General features: G+C 58.0%; 17 protein-coding genes. 10 read left to right on the top strand and 7 right to left on the bottom strand.

All coding sequences use genetic code 11. The annotated features are described in order from the left end of the window. The first annotated feature begins 388 nt into the window (after window positions 1–388). The 3 genes from AC30D9_RS24760 to AC30D9_RS24770 all read left to right on the top strand — a co-directional run bounded on the left by AC30D9_RS24760 (window position 389) and on the right by AC30D9_RS24770 (window position 3,600). Window positions 389–1,636: a ribonucleotide-diphosphate reductase subunit beta gene (locus tag AC30D9_RS24760; RefSeq protein WP_024776511.1), complete on the top strand. Its 1,248-nt coding sequence runs from the start codon at window positions 389–391 to the stop codon at window positions 1,634–1,636. Between the two features lie 346 nt (window positions 1,637–1,982). Next, window positions 1,983–2,603, top strand: coding sequence for a LysE family translocator (locus AC30D9_RS24765; protein ID WP_307575416.1), 621 nt, complete (start codon window positions 1,983–1,985; stop codon window positions 2,601–2,603). Between the two features lie 10 nt (window positions 2,604–2,613). Next, window positions 2,614–3,600 (top strand): quinone oxidoreductase family protein, encoded by a 987-nt coding sequence (locus AC30D9_RS24770; RefSeq protein ID WP_490145061.1) that lies wholly within the window; start codon window positions 2,614–2,616, stop codon window positions 3,598–3,600. Here the strand turns inward: AC30D9_RS24770 and AC30D9_RS24775 are convergent. Beyond that, window positions 3,580–4,488, bottom strand: a complete 909-nt coding sequence (locus AC30D9_RS24775) for a LysR family transcriptional regulator (RefSeq protein WP_490145062.1) — start codon at window positions 4,486–4,488, stop codon at window positions 3,580–3,582. The two genes, AC30D9_RS24770 and AC30D9_RS24775, sit on opposite strands and share 21 nt — an antisense overlap. 110 nt (window positions 4,489–4,598) lie before the next feature. Here AC30D9_RS24775 and AC30D9_RS24780 point away from each other — a divergent pair, with 110 nt between their 5' ends. From AC30D9_RS24780 to AC30D9_RS24795, 4 genes are all read left to right on the top strand, one after another. Continuing rightward, entirely contained in the window at window positions 4,599–5,723 is a 1,125-nt protein-coding gene (locus AC30D9_RS24780; protein ID WP_490145063.1) for a fatty acid desaturase, read from the top strand. A 14-nt stretch (window positions 5,724–5,737) separates the two neighbouring features. Beyond that, window positions 5,738–6,193, top strand: a complete 456-nt coding sequence (locus tag AC30D9_RS24785) for a cobalamin B12-binding domain-containing protein (protein WP_307575424.1) — start codon at window positions 5,738–5,740, stop codon at window positions 6,191–6,193. A gap of 43 nt (window positions 6,194–6,236) precedes the next feature. After that, on the top strand, window positions 6,237–7,442 hold the full coding sequence (locus AC30D9_RS24790) for a methylaspartate mutase (RefSeq protein ID WP_490145064.1): 1,206 nt from the start codon (window positions 6,237–6,239) through the stop codon (window positions 7,440–7,442). 217 nt (window positions 7,443–7,659) lie between these two features. Continuing rightward, complete coding sequence (locus tag AC30D9_RS24795; protein WP_490145065.1) at window positions 7,660–8,649, top strand: hypothetical protein; 990 nt, start codon at window positions 7,660–7,662, stop codon at window positions 8,647–8,649. A 34-nt stretch (window positions 8,650–8,683) separates the two neighbouring features. On the opposite strand, the gene AC30D9_RS24800 is transcribed toward AC30D9_RS24795, so the two are convergent. From AC30D9_RS24800 to AC30D9_RS24810, 3 genes are read right to left on the bottom strand one after another with little or no spacing between them, the layout of a single operon-like run. Then, on the bottom strand, window positions 8,684–9,379 hold the full coding sequence (locus AC30D9_RS24800; protein WP_307575430.1) for a DUF6933 domain-containing protein: 696 nt from the start codon (window positions 9,377–9,379) through the stop codon (window positions 8,684–8,686). A 31-nt stretch (window positions 9,380–9,410) separates the two neighbouring features. Continuing rightward, a complete protein-coding gene (locus tag AC30D9_RS24805) occupies window positions 9,411–9,761 on the bottom strand; it encodes a hypothetical protein (RefSeq protein ID WP_307575432.1) in 351 nt (116 codons plus the stop codon). A 44-nt stretch (window positions 9,762–9,805) separates the two neighbouring features. Further along, window positions 9,806–10,618 (bottom strand): sulfite exporter TauE/SafE family protein, encoded by an 813-nt coding sequence (locus tag AC30D9_RS24810; RefSeq protein WP_307575601.1) that lies wholly within the window; start codon window positions 10,616–10,618, stop codon window positions 9,806–9,808. 112 nt (window positions 10,619–10,730) lie between these two features. Between AC30D9_RS24810 and AC30D9_RS24815 the strand changes: the two genes are divergently transcribed. Both AC30D9_RS24815 and AC30D9_RS24820 read left to right on the top strand, forming a co-directional pair. Further along, window positions 10,731–11,507, top strand: a complete 777-nt coding sequence (locus AC30D9_RS24815) for an AraC family transcriptional regulator (protein ID WP_490145066.1) — start codon at window positions 10,731–10,733, stop codon at window positions 11,505–11,507. Window positions 11,508–11,590: 83 nt separating this feature from the next. Beyond that, window positions 11,591–11,908, top strand: a complete 318-nt coding sequence (locus tag AC30D9_RS24820) for a helix-turn-helix domain-containing protein (protein WP_490145067.1) — start codon at window positions 11,591–11,593, stop codon at window positions 11,906–11,908. A 17-nt stretch (window positions 11,909–11,925) separates the two neighbouring features. Here the strand turns inward: AC30D9_RS24820 and AC30D9_RS24825 are convergent, their stop codons facing one another. Then, complete coding sequence (locus AC30D9_RS24825; protein WP_490145068.1) at window positions 11,926–12,984, bottom strand: MBL fold metallo-hydrolase; 1,059 nt, start codon at window positions 12,982–12,984, stop codon at window positions 11,926–11,928. Window positions 12,985–13,173: 189 nt separating this feature from the next. Between AC30D9_RS24825 and AC30D9_RS24830 the strand changes: the two genes are divergently transcribed. Further along, on the top strand, window positions 13,174–13,782 hold the full coding sequence (locus AC30D9_RS24830) for a TetR/AcrR family transcriptional regulator (RefSeq protein WP_307575439.1): 609 nt from the start codon (window positions 13,174–13,176) through the stop codon (window positions 13,780–13,782). 15 nt (window positions 13,783–13,797) lie between these two features. Here AC30D9_RS24830 and AC30D9_RS24835 read toward each other — a convergent pair whose 3' ends face one another. Both AC30D9_RS24835 and AC30D9_RS24840 read right to left on the bottom strand, forming a co-directional pair. Beyond that, window positions 13,798–14,331, bottom strand: coding sequence for a DUF1003 domain-containing protein (locus tag AC30D9_RS24835; protein WP_134925493.1), 534 nt, complete (start codon window positions 14,329–14,331; stop codon window positions 13,798–13,800). A 92-nt stretch (window positions 14,332–14,423) separates the two neighbouring features. Continuing rightward, window positions 14,424–15,371: a LysR family transcriptional regulator gene (locus AC30D9_RS24840; RefSeq protein WP_490145069.1), complete on the bottom strand. Its 948-nt coding sequence runs from the start codon at window positions 15,369–15,371 to the stop codon at window positions 14,424–14,426. Between the last annotated feature and the right edge of the window lie 2 nt (window positions 15,372–15,373).

The raw sequence follows: 15,373 nt of genomic DNA on the forward strand, positions 1-15,373 counted from the left end.
AAAACGCTCGTTTTTTGATCAAAAAATACCGCCACCCGATCCATGCAAAAAAAATCTTCGGCGGCCAAAGCCTTGTAAACACTCGCTCCCACGCGGGTATGCCCTTCGCTGTGCCTTCTGTGAGCCATTTCGCCGCAGCACGTAGGCAAAAAAGCCCTTATAATGCCGCCTCAAACGGGCCTGCAATATTCCCTTACAGGGGATCAAGCCAGCCTGAAGCCCACGCAGGGGCCTATCACCTCCTCGCGTTCACTGCCGCTTCAGAATGACCCGTACATTTTTCTGTTTATTGCCTGCGTCAGCTGCTGCAACAAACGATTTTTCAAGATCCATCGCGGCCAGTAGGCCTTCATCGGGCATCTGGCCCTCACGCAGGAGACGACACGTCATGCTGAGCTGGGACGAATTCGACAAAGAAGACGGCGAAGTCGCTGTAAAAGGCGCCAACGCCGGCCACGCTTCTGAAGCCAACATGGACCGCCTCGACAGCGCCGGCGGTGCCGCCGCCCTCGAAGCCCGGGCCGTGACGGCCAGCGACTCGGCCGCGATCATTCGCGCCAAGGCCGCCCTCGACAAACTCGACGTCGCCGAAGGCCTCGCCGAACTCGAAGGCGCCTCCGCCCGTGTCGCCGTCGATGAAAAACGCATGATCAACTGCCGCGCCGACCTCAACCAGCTCGTGCCGTTCAAATACGACTGGGCCTGGCAGAAGTACCTGGACGGCTGCGCAAACCACTGGATGCCGCAAGAAGTCAACATGACCGCCGACATCGCCCTCTGGAAAAACCCGGAAGGCCTGACCGACGACGAGCGCCGCATCGTGATGCGCAACCTGGGCTTCTTCTCCACCGCCGACTCCCTGGTTGCCAACAACCTGGTCCTGGCCGTGTACCGCCTGATCACCAACCCGGAATGCCGCCAGTACATCCTGCGCCAGGCTTTCGAAGAGGCGATCCACACCCACGCCTACCAGTACTGCATCGAATCGCTGGCCATGGATGAAGGCGAAATCTTCAACATGTACCACGAGATCCCATCGGTCGCGAAAAAAGCCGCCTGGGGCCTGAAATACACCCGTTCGATCTCCGATCCGAAGTTCGAAACCGGCACCCCGGAAACCGACAAAGAACTGCTGCGCAACCTGATCGCCTACTACTGCGTCCTGGAAGGCATCTTCTTCTACTGCGGCTTCACCCAGATCCTCTCCATGGGCCGCCGCAACAAAATGACCGGCGTCGCCGAGCAGTTCCAATACATCCTGCGCGACGAATCCATGCACCTGAACTTCGGCATCGACGTGATCAACCAGATCAAAATCGAAAACCCGCACCTGTGGGATGCCGAGATGAAGGAAGAAGCGACCCAGATGATCCTGCAAGGGACCCAGCTGGAGATCGAATACGCCCGCGACACCATGCCTCGCGGCGTGCTGGGCATGAACGCGGCGATGATGGAAGACTATCTGAAGTTCATCGCTAACCGTCGCCTGTCGCAGATCGGTCTGAAGGAAGAGTACCCAGGGACGACGAACCCGTTCCCTTGGATGAGCGAGATCATGGACTTGAAGAAAGAGAAGAACTTCTTTGAGACTCGGGTGATTGAGTATCAGACTGGCGGTGCGCTTAGCTGGGATTGATTCGAAAGAAAATCCTGGGCTGCACGCATAACTAAAACCCCGTGAAAACGGGGTTTTTTGTATTCTACGGAACCAAAACCGCGTTTAGCGCTGGGACAGGCACGCTACCTTTACCCTACGAAAAACTTAGAATGCGCTCCGCATTGACGCCGTATATCCTCGCTGAACCCTCGTTCTAGCCTCCCCGCAACCTTGATCCTCCCAAAGGTCGCGGAGACCGCCCTCCTCCATGCCACGCTTCCCCCCATTTCTGGGAAACCGCCTTGCGCTCTTCGCTATAACCTTAGAAGCAACTGCGAATTAGACTTGCCGGAGTTAAGTCCGCGTTGTGATGAAGGAAGACAACATGCAAGAAATTTTCAGCATCAACTGGTTGCTTTGGCTATCGACCATGGTGCCGCTGACCCTGAGCGCAGGCCCTGGCAACTTGATGGTGGCGACGTCGGGTGCGCAAAGCGGTGTGCGTCGTTCGGTGCGGTTTATCGTTGGGCTCGACATTACTTACTTCCTGATCGCCGTGCTGGTCGGCTTAGGCCTTTATCACACGCTGATGAACAATCCGACGCTGGTATGGGCGCTGCAAGTAGTGGGCAGTTTCTACATCTTGTGGCTGGGTGTGCGCATGCTGCGTCGTCCATTGAAGGCGCCCACCGACAAGGCCATGCACCTGCAATTTCGGGACGGCATTGTTGTACAACTGGGCAACGTGCAAGGGATCGTGATGTTGCTGGTGATGTTTTCCACGTTCATGCCGTCCGGCGAGACCAGCAGCACTGTCGTCTTGATCCTCAGTGCGGCGCTGATTTCACTGAACTTCTTCTCGCACGTCATCTGGGTGTCGATGGGTTCGACCGTGCAGAAACTGATCCAGTCCCGCCCCAAATTGCTGATGTTTCAGAACGCTGCGTTCGGCCTGATGCTGATCGCGGTTGCGGTATGGATTTTCCTGCGCATCGGCCCGCTTTAAGGAGGCTCCCATGACCCAGACCCACGGAATTGTCTTCGCCGCCGCCGGAACACCCAACGTCATGGAATTGCGCAAATACCCGCTGCGTGTCATCGGCCCTGAAGAAATCACTGTGGCCATCGAAGCCGCCGGCGTGAACTTCATCGACCTGCACCGGCGCTCCGGCGCGCTGGACGATGGCTCAGCCTTCCCCAGAGGCTTGGGCATGGAAGGTGCGGGGCGTGTCGTCGAATGTGGATCGCAGGTGGACAGCTTGGCCATTGGCGATCGAGTGGCCTTCGTCGACAGCTCGACCGGCAGCTACGCCGGTCACGCGGTCGTTCGCGCTTCGCGGGCAATACGCCTGCCCGATGACGTGCCGAGCGAAGTCGCGGCAGGCGTAATGTTCAAAGGGCTGACGGCCGAATACCTGACGCATCGCTGCGTGCCGCTGGCGCCTGGCGAGTTTGTAGTCTGGCACGCGGCGGCGGGCGGCGTGGGCAGCATTGCCACAAGCTGGCTGATCGCTCGCGGGGTGCGCGTCATAGGTCTCGCTTCGACCGAAGCCAAACGCCGCCAGGTTCTGGATGCGGGGTGCATAGCGGCCCTCGACGCTGAGGCTCCAGACACGCTTGGGCTGATCCGTGAATTGACCGATGGCAAAGGCGCCCATGTCGTGTTCGATTCTGTCGGCAAAGATACCGTAGAACTGTCATTGGCGAGCTTGCGCCCGCGCGGCCACCTCGTGTTGTTTGGCAATGCTTCGGGCGACGTGACGGATTTCAACCTGTCCCGGCTCGGGCAAATGGGCTCGCTGCATGTGACGCGGCCGTCGTTGAAGCACTACATCGGCGGCGACGCTGAATTGGCCCACGCGGCCGCACGGGTGCTGCAAGCGGTGTCCAGCGGCGCGATTCGTTTGCCGCGAATAACGCACTTTCCCCTCGCGCTGGCTGCCCAGACCCATTGCGTCATGCAATACCGCCAAACCCAGGGTTCATTGATTCTGGTGCCATGACCTCGCGTTAAGACGACCGTCAGTGCATGCCGACCGCTTTGCCGTCAGATACTCCACCACTCGATCAACGCGGCTCACACCCTGGGTAGCCTGATTGCGCAGCAACCAGATTTCCGAGCGGCGAGCAGGGCGATTGGCCAACACCTGGCACAGACCGGACTGGTGTCCGACATAGGCGGGTAGCGCGGCAATCCCCAGATCGGCTTCGACTGCCTTGAGCTGCGCATTCAGGTTGGAAACGCGCATCCACAGCTTCTGGTCTCCGGTCATTTCGCTCAACCATTGGGCGAGCGGCATATACGACATTTCTTCGGTCCAGCCGATCAGGCTGTGGTGCTTGAGGTCGGCGGGTTCGGCCGGCAGACCGTTGGCATCGGCATAAGCCTGGGAGCAGAAAAGCCCCTGCATCAGTGTCCCGACCCGGCGCATGGTGAAGTTACCGTTCTCCGGTCTGCGCAAGCGGATAATGATATCGCTGTGGCTCTGCGTGAGTTTCGACGACACCGCCGAGTTAATGAAGTCGAAGCTGATCTCGGGGTGCTGATCATGAAATACCGCGAGTTGCGGAATGATCAAGTGCGTGCCCATTAGCTCCGGACAATCAATGCGCACCTGTCCCGCCATCCGATCACCCGGTTGCGACATCTGCCGCTCGATCAGTTTGAAACGCTCCTCCGTCTCCAGTGCCAATGGCAGCAACGCCCTTCCCGCTTCAGTCAGGAAGTAGCCGTTAGTCTTTTTCGAAAACAATACCGTACCGAGCGATTCCTCAAGCGCCGCGATCTTGCGCGACACCGTCGAGGCCGAAACCTTGAGCGAGATTCCGGCCTCGGTCACGTTGTTCGATTTAGCGACGAAGATAAAAACCTTCAGATCATCCCAATCCATGTTGATGACATACCCAAAAATGGAAAATCGATCTCCACCTATTTCTATTCGAAATATCCAGAGGCCACGTTACAGTTTTTGCATGGAGCAAAACCCTAGAGGAAACATGGATGATACGTAACTCAATGCGCGCCCTTCCAGGGTTCATGCAGCCGTTTCTGAGTTGGCTGACAGCCAAGCCTCTCCCCGAAGATCTCGATAAAGTCCGTCCTCTGAAGCCGTTCCACCATATCGTTGTGTCGGCGGGATTAATAGCCGGCGGCGCGCTGTTGGCCGGTATCGGTTATTCGCAGGCCAGCATTGCGCTGTGGCTGCTGGGCTTTGTCCTGGCCACCGGTGGCATCAAGCAGATGCAAGTGATGATCTGCCACAACTGCGCCCATGACATGGTCTTCGAATCACGCGAGACCAATATAACCGTCGGCCGGATCATTTCCGGCGTCCTGATGCTCAAACCCTTCGATACCTACAAGAGCGAACACGCTCTGCATCACAGTTCGAAAACGCTGCTGACCGACGATGATGACACCCTCTCCTACCTGCAAAGTGTGGTGGGGTTAAAACCGTCCGACAGCATCGCCACCATGTGGACCAAACTGGTCTCGACCGCGCTGTCGCCACTGGCCGTGCTGCGTTCGCTCTGGGGCCGATTGAAAGGCACCGCCACGGCTGCAAACCGTCGCGTCGCAGTATTGACGTTGGTCTTCTGGGCGGGCCTTGCACTGCTGTCGGCAGCCTTGGGCCATTTCGATCTGTTCATCGTGGCGTGGGTGATTCCGATTTTCGCCGGCTACCACATCAGCACCACATTTCGCCTGGCGGCCGAGCACACCTGGCCCAGCGTAGACGTGCTGGAACGGCGTGGCATCGACTTCATTTGCGAGAGCACCACCGGCGTATTTATCGGTGAAGAACTGCGCATCCCCGAAGGTGCGGGAACGGTTCGACGCTTCGCCCATATCAGCGTGTGGCTAATCAAGATGCTGGCGTTCCACTTGTTTGTCCGGGTGTTTGTGATGGTCGGCGATACACCGTGCCACGACTTTCATCACCGGCGCCCACGATCCAAAGACTGGCCGAACTACATTACTGCCCGCGAACGCGACAGGATCGATGGTTCCAAACCCTTTCCCACGAACTACGCCGACAACTGGGGTTACATCAACTCGGTGACCACCAACTTTCGCAACTTTCAGCGGGCGCTCCCGTACTACACAACCAGGACAGCCACTTAAAAGGGACTTTAACGATGACTTTCAGCAAAACCGTTCTGCTCACCACTGTGCCTTCGGATTCCCATAGCTGGAATCTGGTGTTCATGGAGTTCCTGCTCACTGACATTGGCTACCACGTCGAGAATCTGGGACCGAACACCCCCATGGATGAGGTGATCGCACGGCTCAACCGCCACGCCAGCGCCATGGTTGTCGTCAGCACGGTCAATGGCCATGGCTACATCGAAGGCGCTGAACTCGCGCAGCGTATTCGTAGCGAAACCAAACACACCGATGGGGTGTATATCGGCGGCAAGATCTGCACCGAAAACGATCCCCAGACCATTGCCCGGCATAGCGACACACTACGCGCCGCAGGTTTCGATGAGGTGTTCGACGACAGCGTGGCCAACAGCTTCGATGCTTTTCAGGAGCTAGTGTCTGCCCAGTTGTATCCAGAGCATTACCTGGAGAAACGGGTCGCTCGCTGACCCGTTGCACCCCCTACCGATTCGTAGAAAAAGGCAGATCAGGATGATCGATTTCAACACCCATGTTCTTGAACGCTTCAACGCGCATGGCCCGGTGCTCCAGCCGCGAATGGGCTTCAGTGACCCGGCCCGGATGCAAGCCGGCTTGGAAGCCACAGCAGCGAGCCGGGCGAACACGGTGTGCACCATCACGCTTGATGCATTCACCCGGGTAAACAATCTTGAAGCAGCGCAACGGGCCATCGACAGCGAATCGATGCTCAACGGTTATCCGATCGTCAACCATCCGCCGGCGCAGACCCGCGCCATGATCGATCAGATTGATGCGCGCTACCGCCTGCCGGTGCAGGTTCGTCATGGTTCACCCGACCCGTTGCACATTTTCGAGCGCATGGTCGAAGTCGGTCTGCCCACCACCGAGGGCGGGCCGATTTCCTATTGCCTGCCGTACAGTCGCACACCGTTGCGCGAGGCGTTCGGTCACTGGGAGAAAGCCTGTCAGGTGCTGTCCAGCGGCGTCGACGACAGCCACATCGAAAGCTTCGCCGGCTGCATGATGGGCCAGATGTGCGACCCAGTGATTCTGGTGGCGCTCAATATTCTTGAAGGGTTGTTCTTGCGCGCCCATGGCATCAAGACGCTATCGTTCTCCTACGCCCAAGGCACCTCGCCGGTGCAGGATCGTGCGGCGGTGACGTCCCTGCAACAACTCGCGGCCGAATATTTTGCGCCGGGCAGCTATCACTTTGTCGGTTATGTGTTCATGGGGTTCTTCCCACGCTCGCTTGGCGGTTTTTGTCGAATCACTGGCGATGCGCTGGCCATGATCCGCGCCACAGGTGTGCAGCGCGTGATCATCAAGACACCGGTGGAATCAAGGCGCATTCCTCGGGTAGAGGAAAATATCGCGGCGCTGGAGTACTGCGACTACTGCCTGAACACCGACGGCGTTTTACCGCAGATTCCCTTCGATTCCCAGGAACACGGGCGCGTCCTGCGCGGCGCGAAACGCCTGATCGAAGGCGCGCTGGCCCACGACAGCAACTTGTCCGAAGCCCTGCTCGGTGCCTTCGACAGTAGTTTTCTGTCGATCCCCTACTGCCTGCACCCCGACAACAAACGCGGCGCCGGCACCGTGCTGACGCCGGAAAACTATTACCACGGGTTCCAGGGCGAGCGGGTGGAAAATGCCTTCTCATTTCTGGCGGCGCTGAGGCAGAACATCCGCACTTATGACTGCGTGCTTTGACGCTGGATCGAGGCCACCAGTAGCAGCACGGGTCTGTTATAAATCTTGTGTACAGGCATGACATGTTGAAGAGGTGCATGCATGCCGATTCAAAAGATTGGTTTTGAGAATCGCGAGCAAGCTCTCTGCCACAGGGTTTGTGGTGGGTTGAAACAAGGGGTGCATCCCGCCCTGCCCTTCGGTATTAATACACATCCTCTCACGGACCCGAGCCCCGATGAAATTCGACACCGCCTACTGCCTCAGCCTCGATGCCAAGCTTTCGATCTATGACGTTCGGGATCTGAATTTCGACGAGACCATGGCATTCGATTCGGCCAAGGAGCGCTTTCAGTGCCCCAACGATGCCTGTCGGGCGGCGTTTGATGAGGACAATCGGCTGACGACGTTCAACGCCAAGAACGTCAATTACATCCGCACGCCGCATTTCAAGAATCAACCAACTACCCAGCATATCGAGGGCTGCCCTTATGTCAGTCCGAAAACGCCGGGATTGGGTGCGGAGGGTGTTGAGGCGGAAACGGATGACGACCGTGAAGAGCATTTTCCGTCGGAGCTGCTGCTGACTCGGCGTCAGTACGTGCGTAAACCGTCCGAACTGTCGAAGGATGTTGAGGCGACTCGGCCTACGTCGCCCAATCAATCGTCCCACGGTGATGACGCTCATTCCGCCCAGGACTCGACACCGGACAAGACCAGTGTCTTCGCCCACCCGGTGGAATGTTTCGTCTCGAATTTCGATAACAAAGACCTGCTCAAGCGCATGCCGCTGAAGATTGGCGAGCACACGGCGCCCTATGCCTCGTTCTTCAAGAAGATCGATTACCTGCTGGACAACAAGGGGTTGATTTACTGGGGCAAGATCAAGGAGATAAAGGATTACACCCAGAGCTTTCGCATCGACTTCGAAGCCAAGGTCTGGTTCAAGCAACCAGACGAGGCGAAGAAGAAGCCATATTCGGTCAACGTTTACCTGAGCAAGAAGCTGATCGACAACTACCGCAAGCGCAAAGCGTTTCTGGAAGAGATCAAGCATGCTGTCGACAGTGAGCGGGATTTGTATTGCTTCTTTTATGGTGTGACGCCGGAGTTGAAACAGGTGCCGAGCAAGAAAAACCCCGAGCAGACGTTCGGGGTGTTCAGTGCCAATATTGAGAATCTGGATCACTTCATTGTTCGAGAGGCGCCGGGGTTGGCCGACAAGTAACTTCGCCTAGGGTAGCTGTAGCACTACACCTTCTTCATAGCCCTTCTTGAGCAAGTTGCCATTCGAACGCCTTTATCTCTCGTCTCACTTCCATGCGCCGCTCACGGGCTGCCTGAGCGGCGGGCTCATCCAGACCGCCGTAACGCCGCAACCAGTGCATGATCATTTCCTTATCCGGAAAGTAATAGTGCTTATGACCTTTGCTGCCTCTCGGGGTGTCGTTCATATCCCCATCGAAGCGGCCCGCAGCGTATTCATCGGCGGGTAACGTTCCCCATTCGGCGGCGCAGTCCTCGAAAATCCAGGAAATTTCGTTGATGTGTTTTTGCGCACCGCGATGACCGCGTTTGTAAAAAACGTACTCACGACAACTTTTCTGGAAGCGCTCCATCATCGACTCGTCATCGATCCAACGAAGGAGGTCGTGCTGCCCTGCATGGCGCATGAGGCCATTGATCCATCGCTCGGAAAACCGTTGAACAAAACCTTCAATGTCAGCTTTTTTAGCACCGGCGAAAATCATGCAGTAACGGGTTTGCACATGGATGACGAACAACACGTGTTTGCGCTGCACAGTAATGGCATGGACCAGCCACTGTTCGGCGAATTCAACCACCTCATCGTCCTCGATAACGGGTGATGGTGGTTTCTCCACTGGGGTAATTTTCTTACCTTTGCTCACGTGGCTGAAGAAGTCGCTGGCCGCTTCGGTGCAGTTGAAGATTAACATTCAGGTTCTCTGGAAAATGCTTGAAAAATACTTATGTGTCTTCAGCCCATTCAATCTCAAAGGGTTGGCGAACGGCGTCAGAAACCCTTTCACGCAACTCCTCGCTCAGAACCGCCAATTCCTGATCGCTCAGCAGGTCATATGCAATCATCAATCTCAAAGATAAAGAGACGTCTCGACGTCGAGATACATTGAATGCCATCGCCAGATCCTTATCCCGATTTCGCATGAGGCGATAGAGCGTACGATATCGCGCGTGAGCCGATAAAGCTTCGCTCTGAGCGACGGTCTGGGCATCAGCAAGAACGCCTTGGCAGAAGCGCTCTAGCGCCAGATCGTAGAGTTCGTTGTAACTCTTCCAGTCACTGTCGGATATCGACATGCCACCCCTCCTTCACTAGATTTCGAGCAACGTTGTGCAGCGATTTATTGTATCGATATGCTCAGCATCACAATGACCAACAATCCAATATAGACCCAAGCGTGAAGCCGATCCGGTATCCGCCCGATCCATGGCGTTGCCAAGCGAATGCCCAGTAGCGCGCCAAGCGTGAGCGCAACAAAGGCCAGTAGGTCGACATAACCGATAAACCACGAGCCGAAGTCTATATCGGTGAAACCGGCCAAAGCCATGTAAGTAACAGTACCGACCAGAGCAACGGGCAAGCTCAGCGGGTTAGCCATGGATGTGGCCTGGGACATGCTCAGGCCACAACGGCGCAGCAGCGGCACGGTCATGACGCTGCCGCCAACCCCCAGGACCGTGGCGATGATTCCGATGGTGGTGCCGCCCAATACGCTCTCCATCGTCGCCAAAGGACGTGGGACGGCATCGCTGGTGTGTGTCAGAAAACCTCGCCGCAGCAGGCAATCCAGAATGGTCAGGCCCAGGTAGGCAATGAAAGCGTAGCGAATAATCTCGCCGCTGAGCCAAGTGGCAGCCACTGCGCCGAGAATCGCCCCCAAGCCAATGAAGCCACCGAACGGCCACAGATAATGACGAATCATCTGACCGGCACGGTGGTGTTTTCCGGTGGAGACCAAGGCGTTGACGATCATGACGCAGGTGGAAGTGGCGACGGCAATGTGCATCGCCGATTCACCGATGACGTCATCTGGGTGGTGAGCCGTCAGCATGCGATACATCAAGGGCACCACGACGAAGCCACCACCGAAACCGAACAGCACCGCCGTCACGCCACTCAGGCAGCCGAAACACGCGAGCAATACATAGAACATCGAGGCGAATCCATGAAAAGGGAGGCGCCCACGATAGGTAAGCGAAGCCTGGCCTGCTGTAGCAAATAGGCCAATAATGTTCGCGTTTACGCCAATCACGAGTGGCTCATCGATGCGCAACACTTCGATTGATTTATTGGATGCGACACCCAGGGCTGTCGTCGCCATCGGCACCGATTATCCCCACGGACATTTATTGCCGCTGCACCACCATCGCCGGGCGCAGTTACTGTATGGCGCCACTGGCGTGATGCAGGTCAGCACCGAGGACGGCAATTGGGTGGTGCCGCCGCAACGGGCGGTGTGGATTCCGCCAGGGGTGGCCCATGAAGTGCTGATGCTGGGCGTCAGCACCCGCAGTCTGTACATCGAACCGGCGGCAGTGACGGCCATGGACGCCCGCTGCCAGGTCATCAATGTGTCGCCCCTGATGCGCCAGTTGCTGTTGGAAGCCGTGGAGCTTGCGCCGGCTTACGACGAGGCTGGGCGGGACGGTGCGCTGATCAATCTGTTGCTGCACGAACTGCTGCGCAGCGCACATCTGCCGCTGCACCTTCCACTGCCCAAGGATTCGCGCCTGCTCGGCCTGTGCCACGCATTCCTGAAGCACCCCGATGCCCATGCCTCGCCCGTGGAATGGGCGGCGCAATTGCATATCAGCCTGCGGTCGTTCAATCGCCTGTTCAGCCGGCAAACCACGCTGAGTTTCAGCCAGTGGCGGCAGCAAGCGTGTGTCATGGCGGCGTTGGCCCGCCTGGCCGAAGGTGATGCGGTGACGCGAATAGCCCTTGATCTGGGCTACGACAGCCCCGCTGCGTTCTCCACCATGTTCCGTCGGGTACTGGGCCACGCCCCGAGTGCCTGGTTAGAAAAGACCACTGGTCACTGATCAAAAAAATGAGATTGATCCGGGTTCAAAACAACTGTACAAAAACACAGTATTTTTTGAATCCACAGCTTTGGAGAACCCCCATGGCCTCTCTCGCAATCAAAACCACTCTGGAACGCATCGCTGTCTATCAATTCACCCCCGCTCACAGCGCACAGGCCCGAGCCATGCTGGGCTGGAGTGTCGAGGAGCTGTCCCGCCAATCCGGTGTCTCGGTCCAGGCTATCCGCCGCTTCGAGGCCGGTGGCGACTTGCTCGACGTGACCCGCCTGGCCCTGGCCTTCCGGCTGGAAGCCGAAGGCCTGGTGTTCTTCCCCGGGTTCGCACCGGGGCGCGGCATGAATATCAAGGGCGCGACGCCGGATCCCATGGGACGACCCGATTACGCAATGATTGAATAGCGCAGGCTCCGCGTGCGCTATGCGATACCGGCCTGGTCCTGATACGCCGAGGGCTCGACGTCCAGCCACCAGGCCTGTCCACGCTGCGGTTGCGTCAGGCTAAATGCTTCACCCATTTGTGGCGTGGCAATGCAAACATTGCGTTCCCAAGCCAGGGCCAGGATGCGGTCGAAGGGTTCGTACCAGGCATGCATCGCCAGGTCGAACGTGCCGTTGTGGATCGGCAGCAACCAACGGCCCTTGAGATCGATATGAGCCTGCAGGGTCTGCTCTGGCTGCATGTGGACATGGGGCCAATCGACGTTGTAGGCGCCGGTTTCCATCAGCGTCAGGTCAAAGGGCCCGTATTGCGCGCCGATGCGTTTGAAACCGTCGAAATAGCCGGTATCGCCGCTGAAGAAAATTCGGCTGGCGCCGTCGATCATCACCCACGAGGCCCACAAGGTGCTGTTGCTATCGAACAGGCCGCGTCCGGAAAAGTGCTGGGACGGCGTAGCGATGAACTCGATACCGTCCACCTCGGTGCCTTGCCACCAGTCCAACTGCTGCACCTTGCTGGCGTCGATGCCCCATTTGACCAGGGTGTCACCCACGCCAAGAGGCGTCAGGAAGTGGTGAGTCTTGGCCGCCAGCTTGAGGATGGCCTGATGATCGAGGTGGTCGTAATGATCATGGGAAAGGATCACGGCTTCAATCGGCGGCAACTCTTCCAGGCTGATGGGCGGCTGATGAAAACGCTTCGGGCCGACCCATTGCACGGGTGAGGCGCGTTCAGAGAACACCGGGTCTGTCAGCCAGAATTTGTCCCGCAGCTTGAGCAGAACGGTGGAATGGCCGAGGCGCCAGACACTGTTGTTCGGCGCGGCCAGCAGGGCGGCACGCGTCAACGGTTGAACCTCGATGGCGCCCGCAGGCCGAGTGGTGCGCGGCTTGTGGAAGATCATGTTCCAGATGATGCGCAGGGTGGTACCAAAGCCTTCCCGAGGAGTGAAGGCGTGATTGCGATACTTGCCCTGTTCCTGCCGGGATGAAGGGAGGGCAGACGGGCTGTCGGTGGAAAAAGAGGGAATGGTCATGGTGCGATAACTCCAAGGACGTCGTCGCAATTGCGCTTCGCCGTTGTGGGACGCTGGATGGCCGTTGCATGCACGCTCAGCCGTCTGACTCAAAACTACACCACTCGGTGTAGTTTCTAGATTGCATGAATCCCGAGAGCAAGTAAACTTCCGAGTGTAATTTCTATCATCTCAACCGACGAATTGCCCATGACCGCACCGCAGCGCCTTACCGAGCGAAAACGCGAAGCCATCCTCCAGGCCGCGATTGCTGAATTCCGTAGCAGCGGTTTCGAGATCACCAGCATGGACAAGATCGCAGCGACAGCCGGCGTATCGAAACGTACGGTGTACAACCATTTCCCGAGCAAGGAAGAGTTGTTTGCCGAAATTCTGAATCGGTTATGGAACAGCATTACCGCAGAACAGGACATGCCCTACAGCCCGCAAAAGCCGCTACGGGATCAGCTCCAAACGTTGCTGAAAGCCAAACTGCACATGCTCGCAGACGAGAACTTCCTCGACCTGGCACGCATCGCCATCGCCGCGACTATCCACTCCCCCGAGCGCGCCCAAGACATGGTTGCGCGCATGGGACAACGTGAGGAAGGCTTGACTGCCTGGATTCGCATGGCCCAGGCCGATGGCCGCTTGAAGCCCGTGGAACCGGCATTTGCCGCCCAACAAATGCATGGGCTACTCAAGACGTTCGCCTTTTGGCCGCAGGTTTCGATGGGGCAACCAAGCCTGACCCTGGATGAGCAGACCCAGGTGATCGAGTCGGCCCTCGACATGTTCCTGAGCCGTTACCAAGCCTGATCAGGCAATGGAGGACTACTGCATCGATGGGTTGTGCATGACCTTCTGATGCAGTTCGGTAGTCAAGCTGTCGATACGCTCGGTCAATGCCTTGGTCATTTCCGTCAGGCGGGTGTTCTGTTCCAACAATTCGAGCAACTGCGCCGTATTCTGCGCGGCCTGGGCCTGGCGCTCGCTGTTGGCGATGGCCAAGGCTTCGCGATGCTGCGCATCGGCTTCCGCCTGGGCTTTGTCTCGGGCGGCCTGGCGGGTCTGCGCCAGCAAAATCAGCGGCGCGGCATAGGCTGACTGCAGGCTGAATGCCAGGTTCAGCAAGATGAACGGGTAAGCATCGAAATGAACGACGCCCAACAGGTTCAGGCTGATCCATATCAGCACAATCAAGGTTTGCGCGCCGAGGAACATCGGAGTTCCGAAAAAACGCGCGAACGCCTCCGCTCTCAACGCAAAGCGGTCATTGCCAAAGGTCGGCGCCAGATGAGCGTGAGGGCGATGAAAACGCAAGTGGTCAACGGGTGCGGATGGGGTGGGTTGGGAAGACTTCGTCATCGTGATGTTCTCTGCCAAGGGCGGGTGCTCAGCGCACTATAACCGTTGGGGGACCGTCATCCAGAGTCATGCGCACCCTGCCCCGTTGAAAGTCAGCGCCATCGCAGATTGCGCCCCAGCTCATCGAACAAGGTCACCACCGAACGCAAGGCCCGGCAGTCCGGACGAGTCAGGAGCCACAGGGCCGTGTCATATCCCTCCAGCGGTTCGCCAAGGGGTCTCAGGCCCTGGCGTTCATCGATCAGAAAGTCCGGCAGCGCCGCAACCCCCAAGCCGGCCCGCACCAGCTCGGTGACCGAAAGCATGCTGTTGCAGCGATAAGCAGGCACCACGCCGGGTAGAGATTGGCGGCGCCAGGCCACGGTGGGGTGATCGGGAAGGAAGTCGTCCGGCGCGATCCAGGTCATGGAGGCCAAATCATCCGGACTCGCCGAGCGTAGGTACGTGGCGCCGGCACATACCCGGTAAGTCACGCGCCCCAGATTTCGCCCAACCAGGTGTTCCGGCGGCGTACGGGTCAAGCGCAACGCAATGTCGGCATCACGGCGGCTCAGGTTGGCGAAGTCGTTCGAGGTGCTCAGCTCAAGGGTCAATGCCGGGTAGTCGGGCATGAACCGAGCCAACGCGGGCAGCAGCAATGCCTGCAGGACCGAGTCGGTGCACGTCAGGCGTACCGTGCCGCTAACGACCTCGCCCCCCTGCTCCACACCGATCCGCGCCGCTTCCAAGGCCTGCTCGGCGCGCTCGGCCTGCTCGGCCAATGCTTGGGCCAGGCTCGTGGGCAGGTATCCAGAACGACTTTTTTCGAACAAGGGTTGGCCCAGCGCCGCCTCGAGCCGGCGTATCGAGCGGAATACCGTGGACACGTCCACCTGGAGCAATCGTGCTGCCCGAGCCAGCGAGCCGCCACGGACCAGCGCGAGGATCAGGGACAGATCCGGGTAGTCCAGACGATAGTGCGTCGATGCATTGAACACTTGGATAAACGCCAATATTGATTGCGTGAACGCCAATCTATAGTGGCGACCAGCAATCAACAAGC

The organism is Pseudomonas sp. DF11 (assembly GCF_058148565.1).

Excerpts from the sequence above, each read along its gene's own strand:
- AC30D9_RS24760 (WP_024776511.1), top strand. The coding sequence starts at position 389 with ATGCTGAGCTGGGACGAATTCGACAAAGAAGACGGCGAAGTCGCTGTA.
- AC30D9_RS24765 (WP_307575416.1), top strand. The coding sequence starts at position 1,983 with ATGCAAGAAATTTTCAGCATCAACTGGTTGCTTTGGCTATCGACCATG.
- AC30D9_RS24770 (WP_490145061.1), top strand. The coding sequence starts at position 2,614 with ATGACCCAGACCCACGGAATTGTCTTCGCCGCCGCCGGAACACCCAAC.
- AC30D9_RS24775 (WP_490145062.1), bottom strand. The coding sequence starts at position 4,488 with ATGGATTGGGATGATCTGAAGGTTTTTATCTTCGTCGCTAAATCGAAC.
- AC30D9_RS24780 (WP_490145063.1), top strand. The coding sequence starts at position 4,599 with ATGATACGTAACTCAATGCGCGCCCTTCCAGGGTTCATGCAGCCGTTT.
- AC30D9_RS24785 (WP_307575424.1), top strand. The coding sequence starts at position 5,738 with ATGACTTTCAGCAAAACCGTTCTGCTCACCACTGTGCCTTCGGATTCC.
- AC30D9_RS24790 (WP_490145064.1), top strand. The coding sequence starts at position 6,237 with ATGATCGATTTCAACACCCATGTTCTTGAACGCTTCAACGCGCATGGC.
- AC30D9_RS24795 (WP_490145065.1), top strand. The coding sequence starts at position 7,660 with ATGAAATTCGACACCGCCTACTGCCTCAGCCTCGATGCCAAGCTTTCG.
- AC30D9_RS24800 (WP_307575430.1), bottom strand. The coding sequence starts at position 9,379 with ATGTTAATCTTCAACTGCACCGAAGCGGCCAGCGACTTCTTCAGCCAC.
- AC30D9_RS24805 (WP_307575432.1), bottom strand. The coding sequence starts at position 9,761 with ATGTCGATATCCGACAGTGACTGGAAGAGTTACAACGAACTCTACGAT.
- AC30D9_RS24810 (WP_307575601.1), bottom strand. The coding sequence starts at position 10,618 with ATGTTCTATGTATTGCTCGCGTGTTTCGGCTGCCTGAGTGGCGTGACG.
- AC30D9_RS24815 (WP_490145066.1), top strand. The coding sequence starts at position 10,731 with ATGCGCAACACTTCGATTGATTTATTGGATGCGACACCCAGGGCTGTC.
- AC30D9_RS24820 (WP_490145067.1), top strand. The coding sequence starts at position 11,591 with ATGGCCTCTCTCGCAATCAAAACCACTCTGGAACGCATCGCTGTCTAT.
- AC30D9_RS24825 (WP_490145068.1), bottom strand. The coding sequence starts at position 12,984 with ATGACCATTCCCTCTTTTTCCACCGACAGCCCGTCTGCCCTCCCTTCA.
- AC30D9_RS24830 (WP_307575439.1), top strand. The coding sequence starts at position 13,174 with ATGACCGCACCGCAGCGCCTTACCGAGCGAAAACGCGAAGCCATCCTC.
- AC30D9_RS24835 (WP_134925493.1), bottom strand. The coding sequence starts at position 14,331 with ATGACGAAGTCTTCCCAACCCACCCCATCCGCACCCGTTGACCACTTG.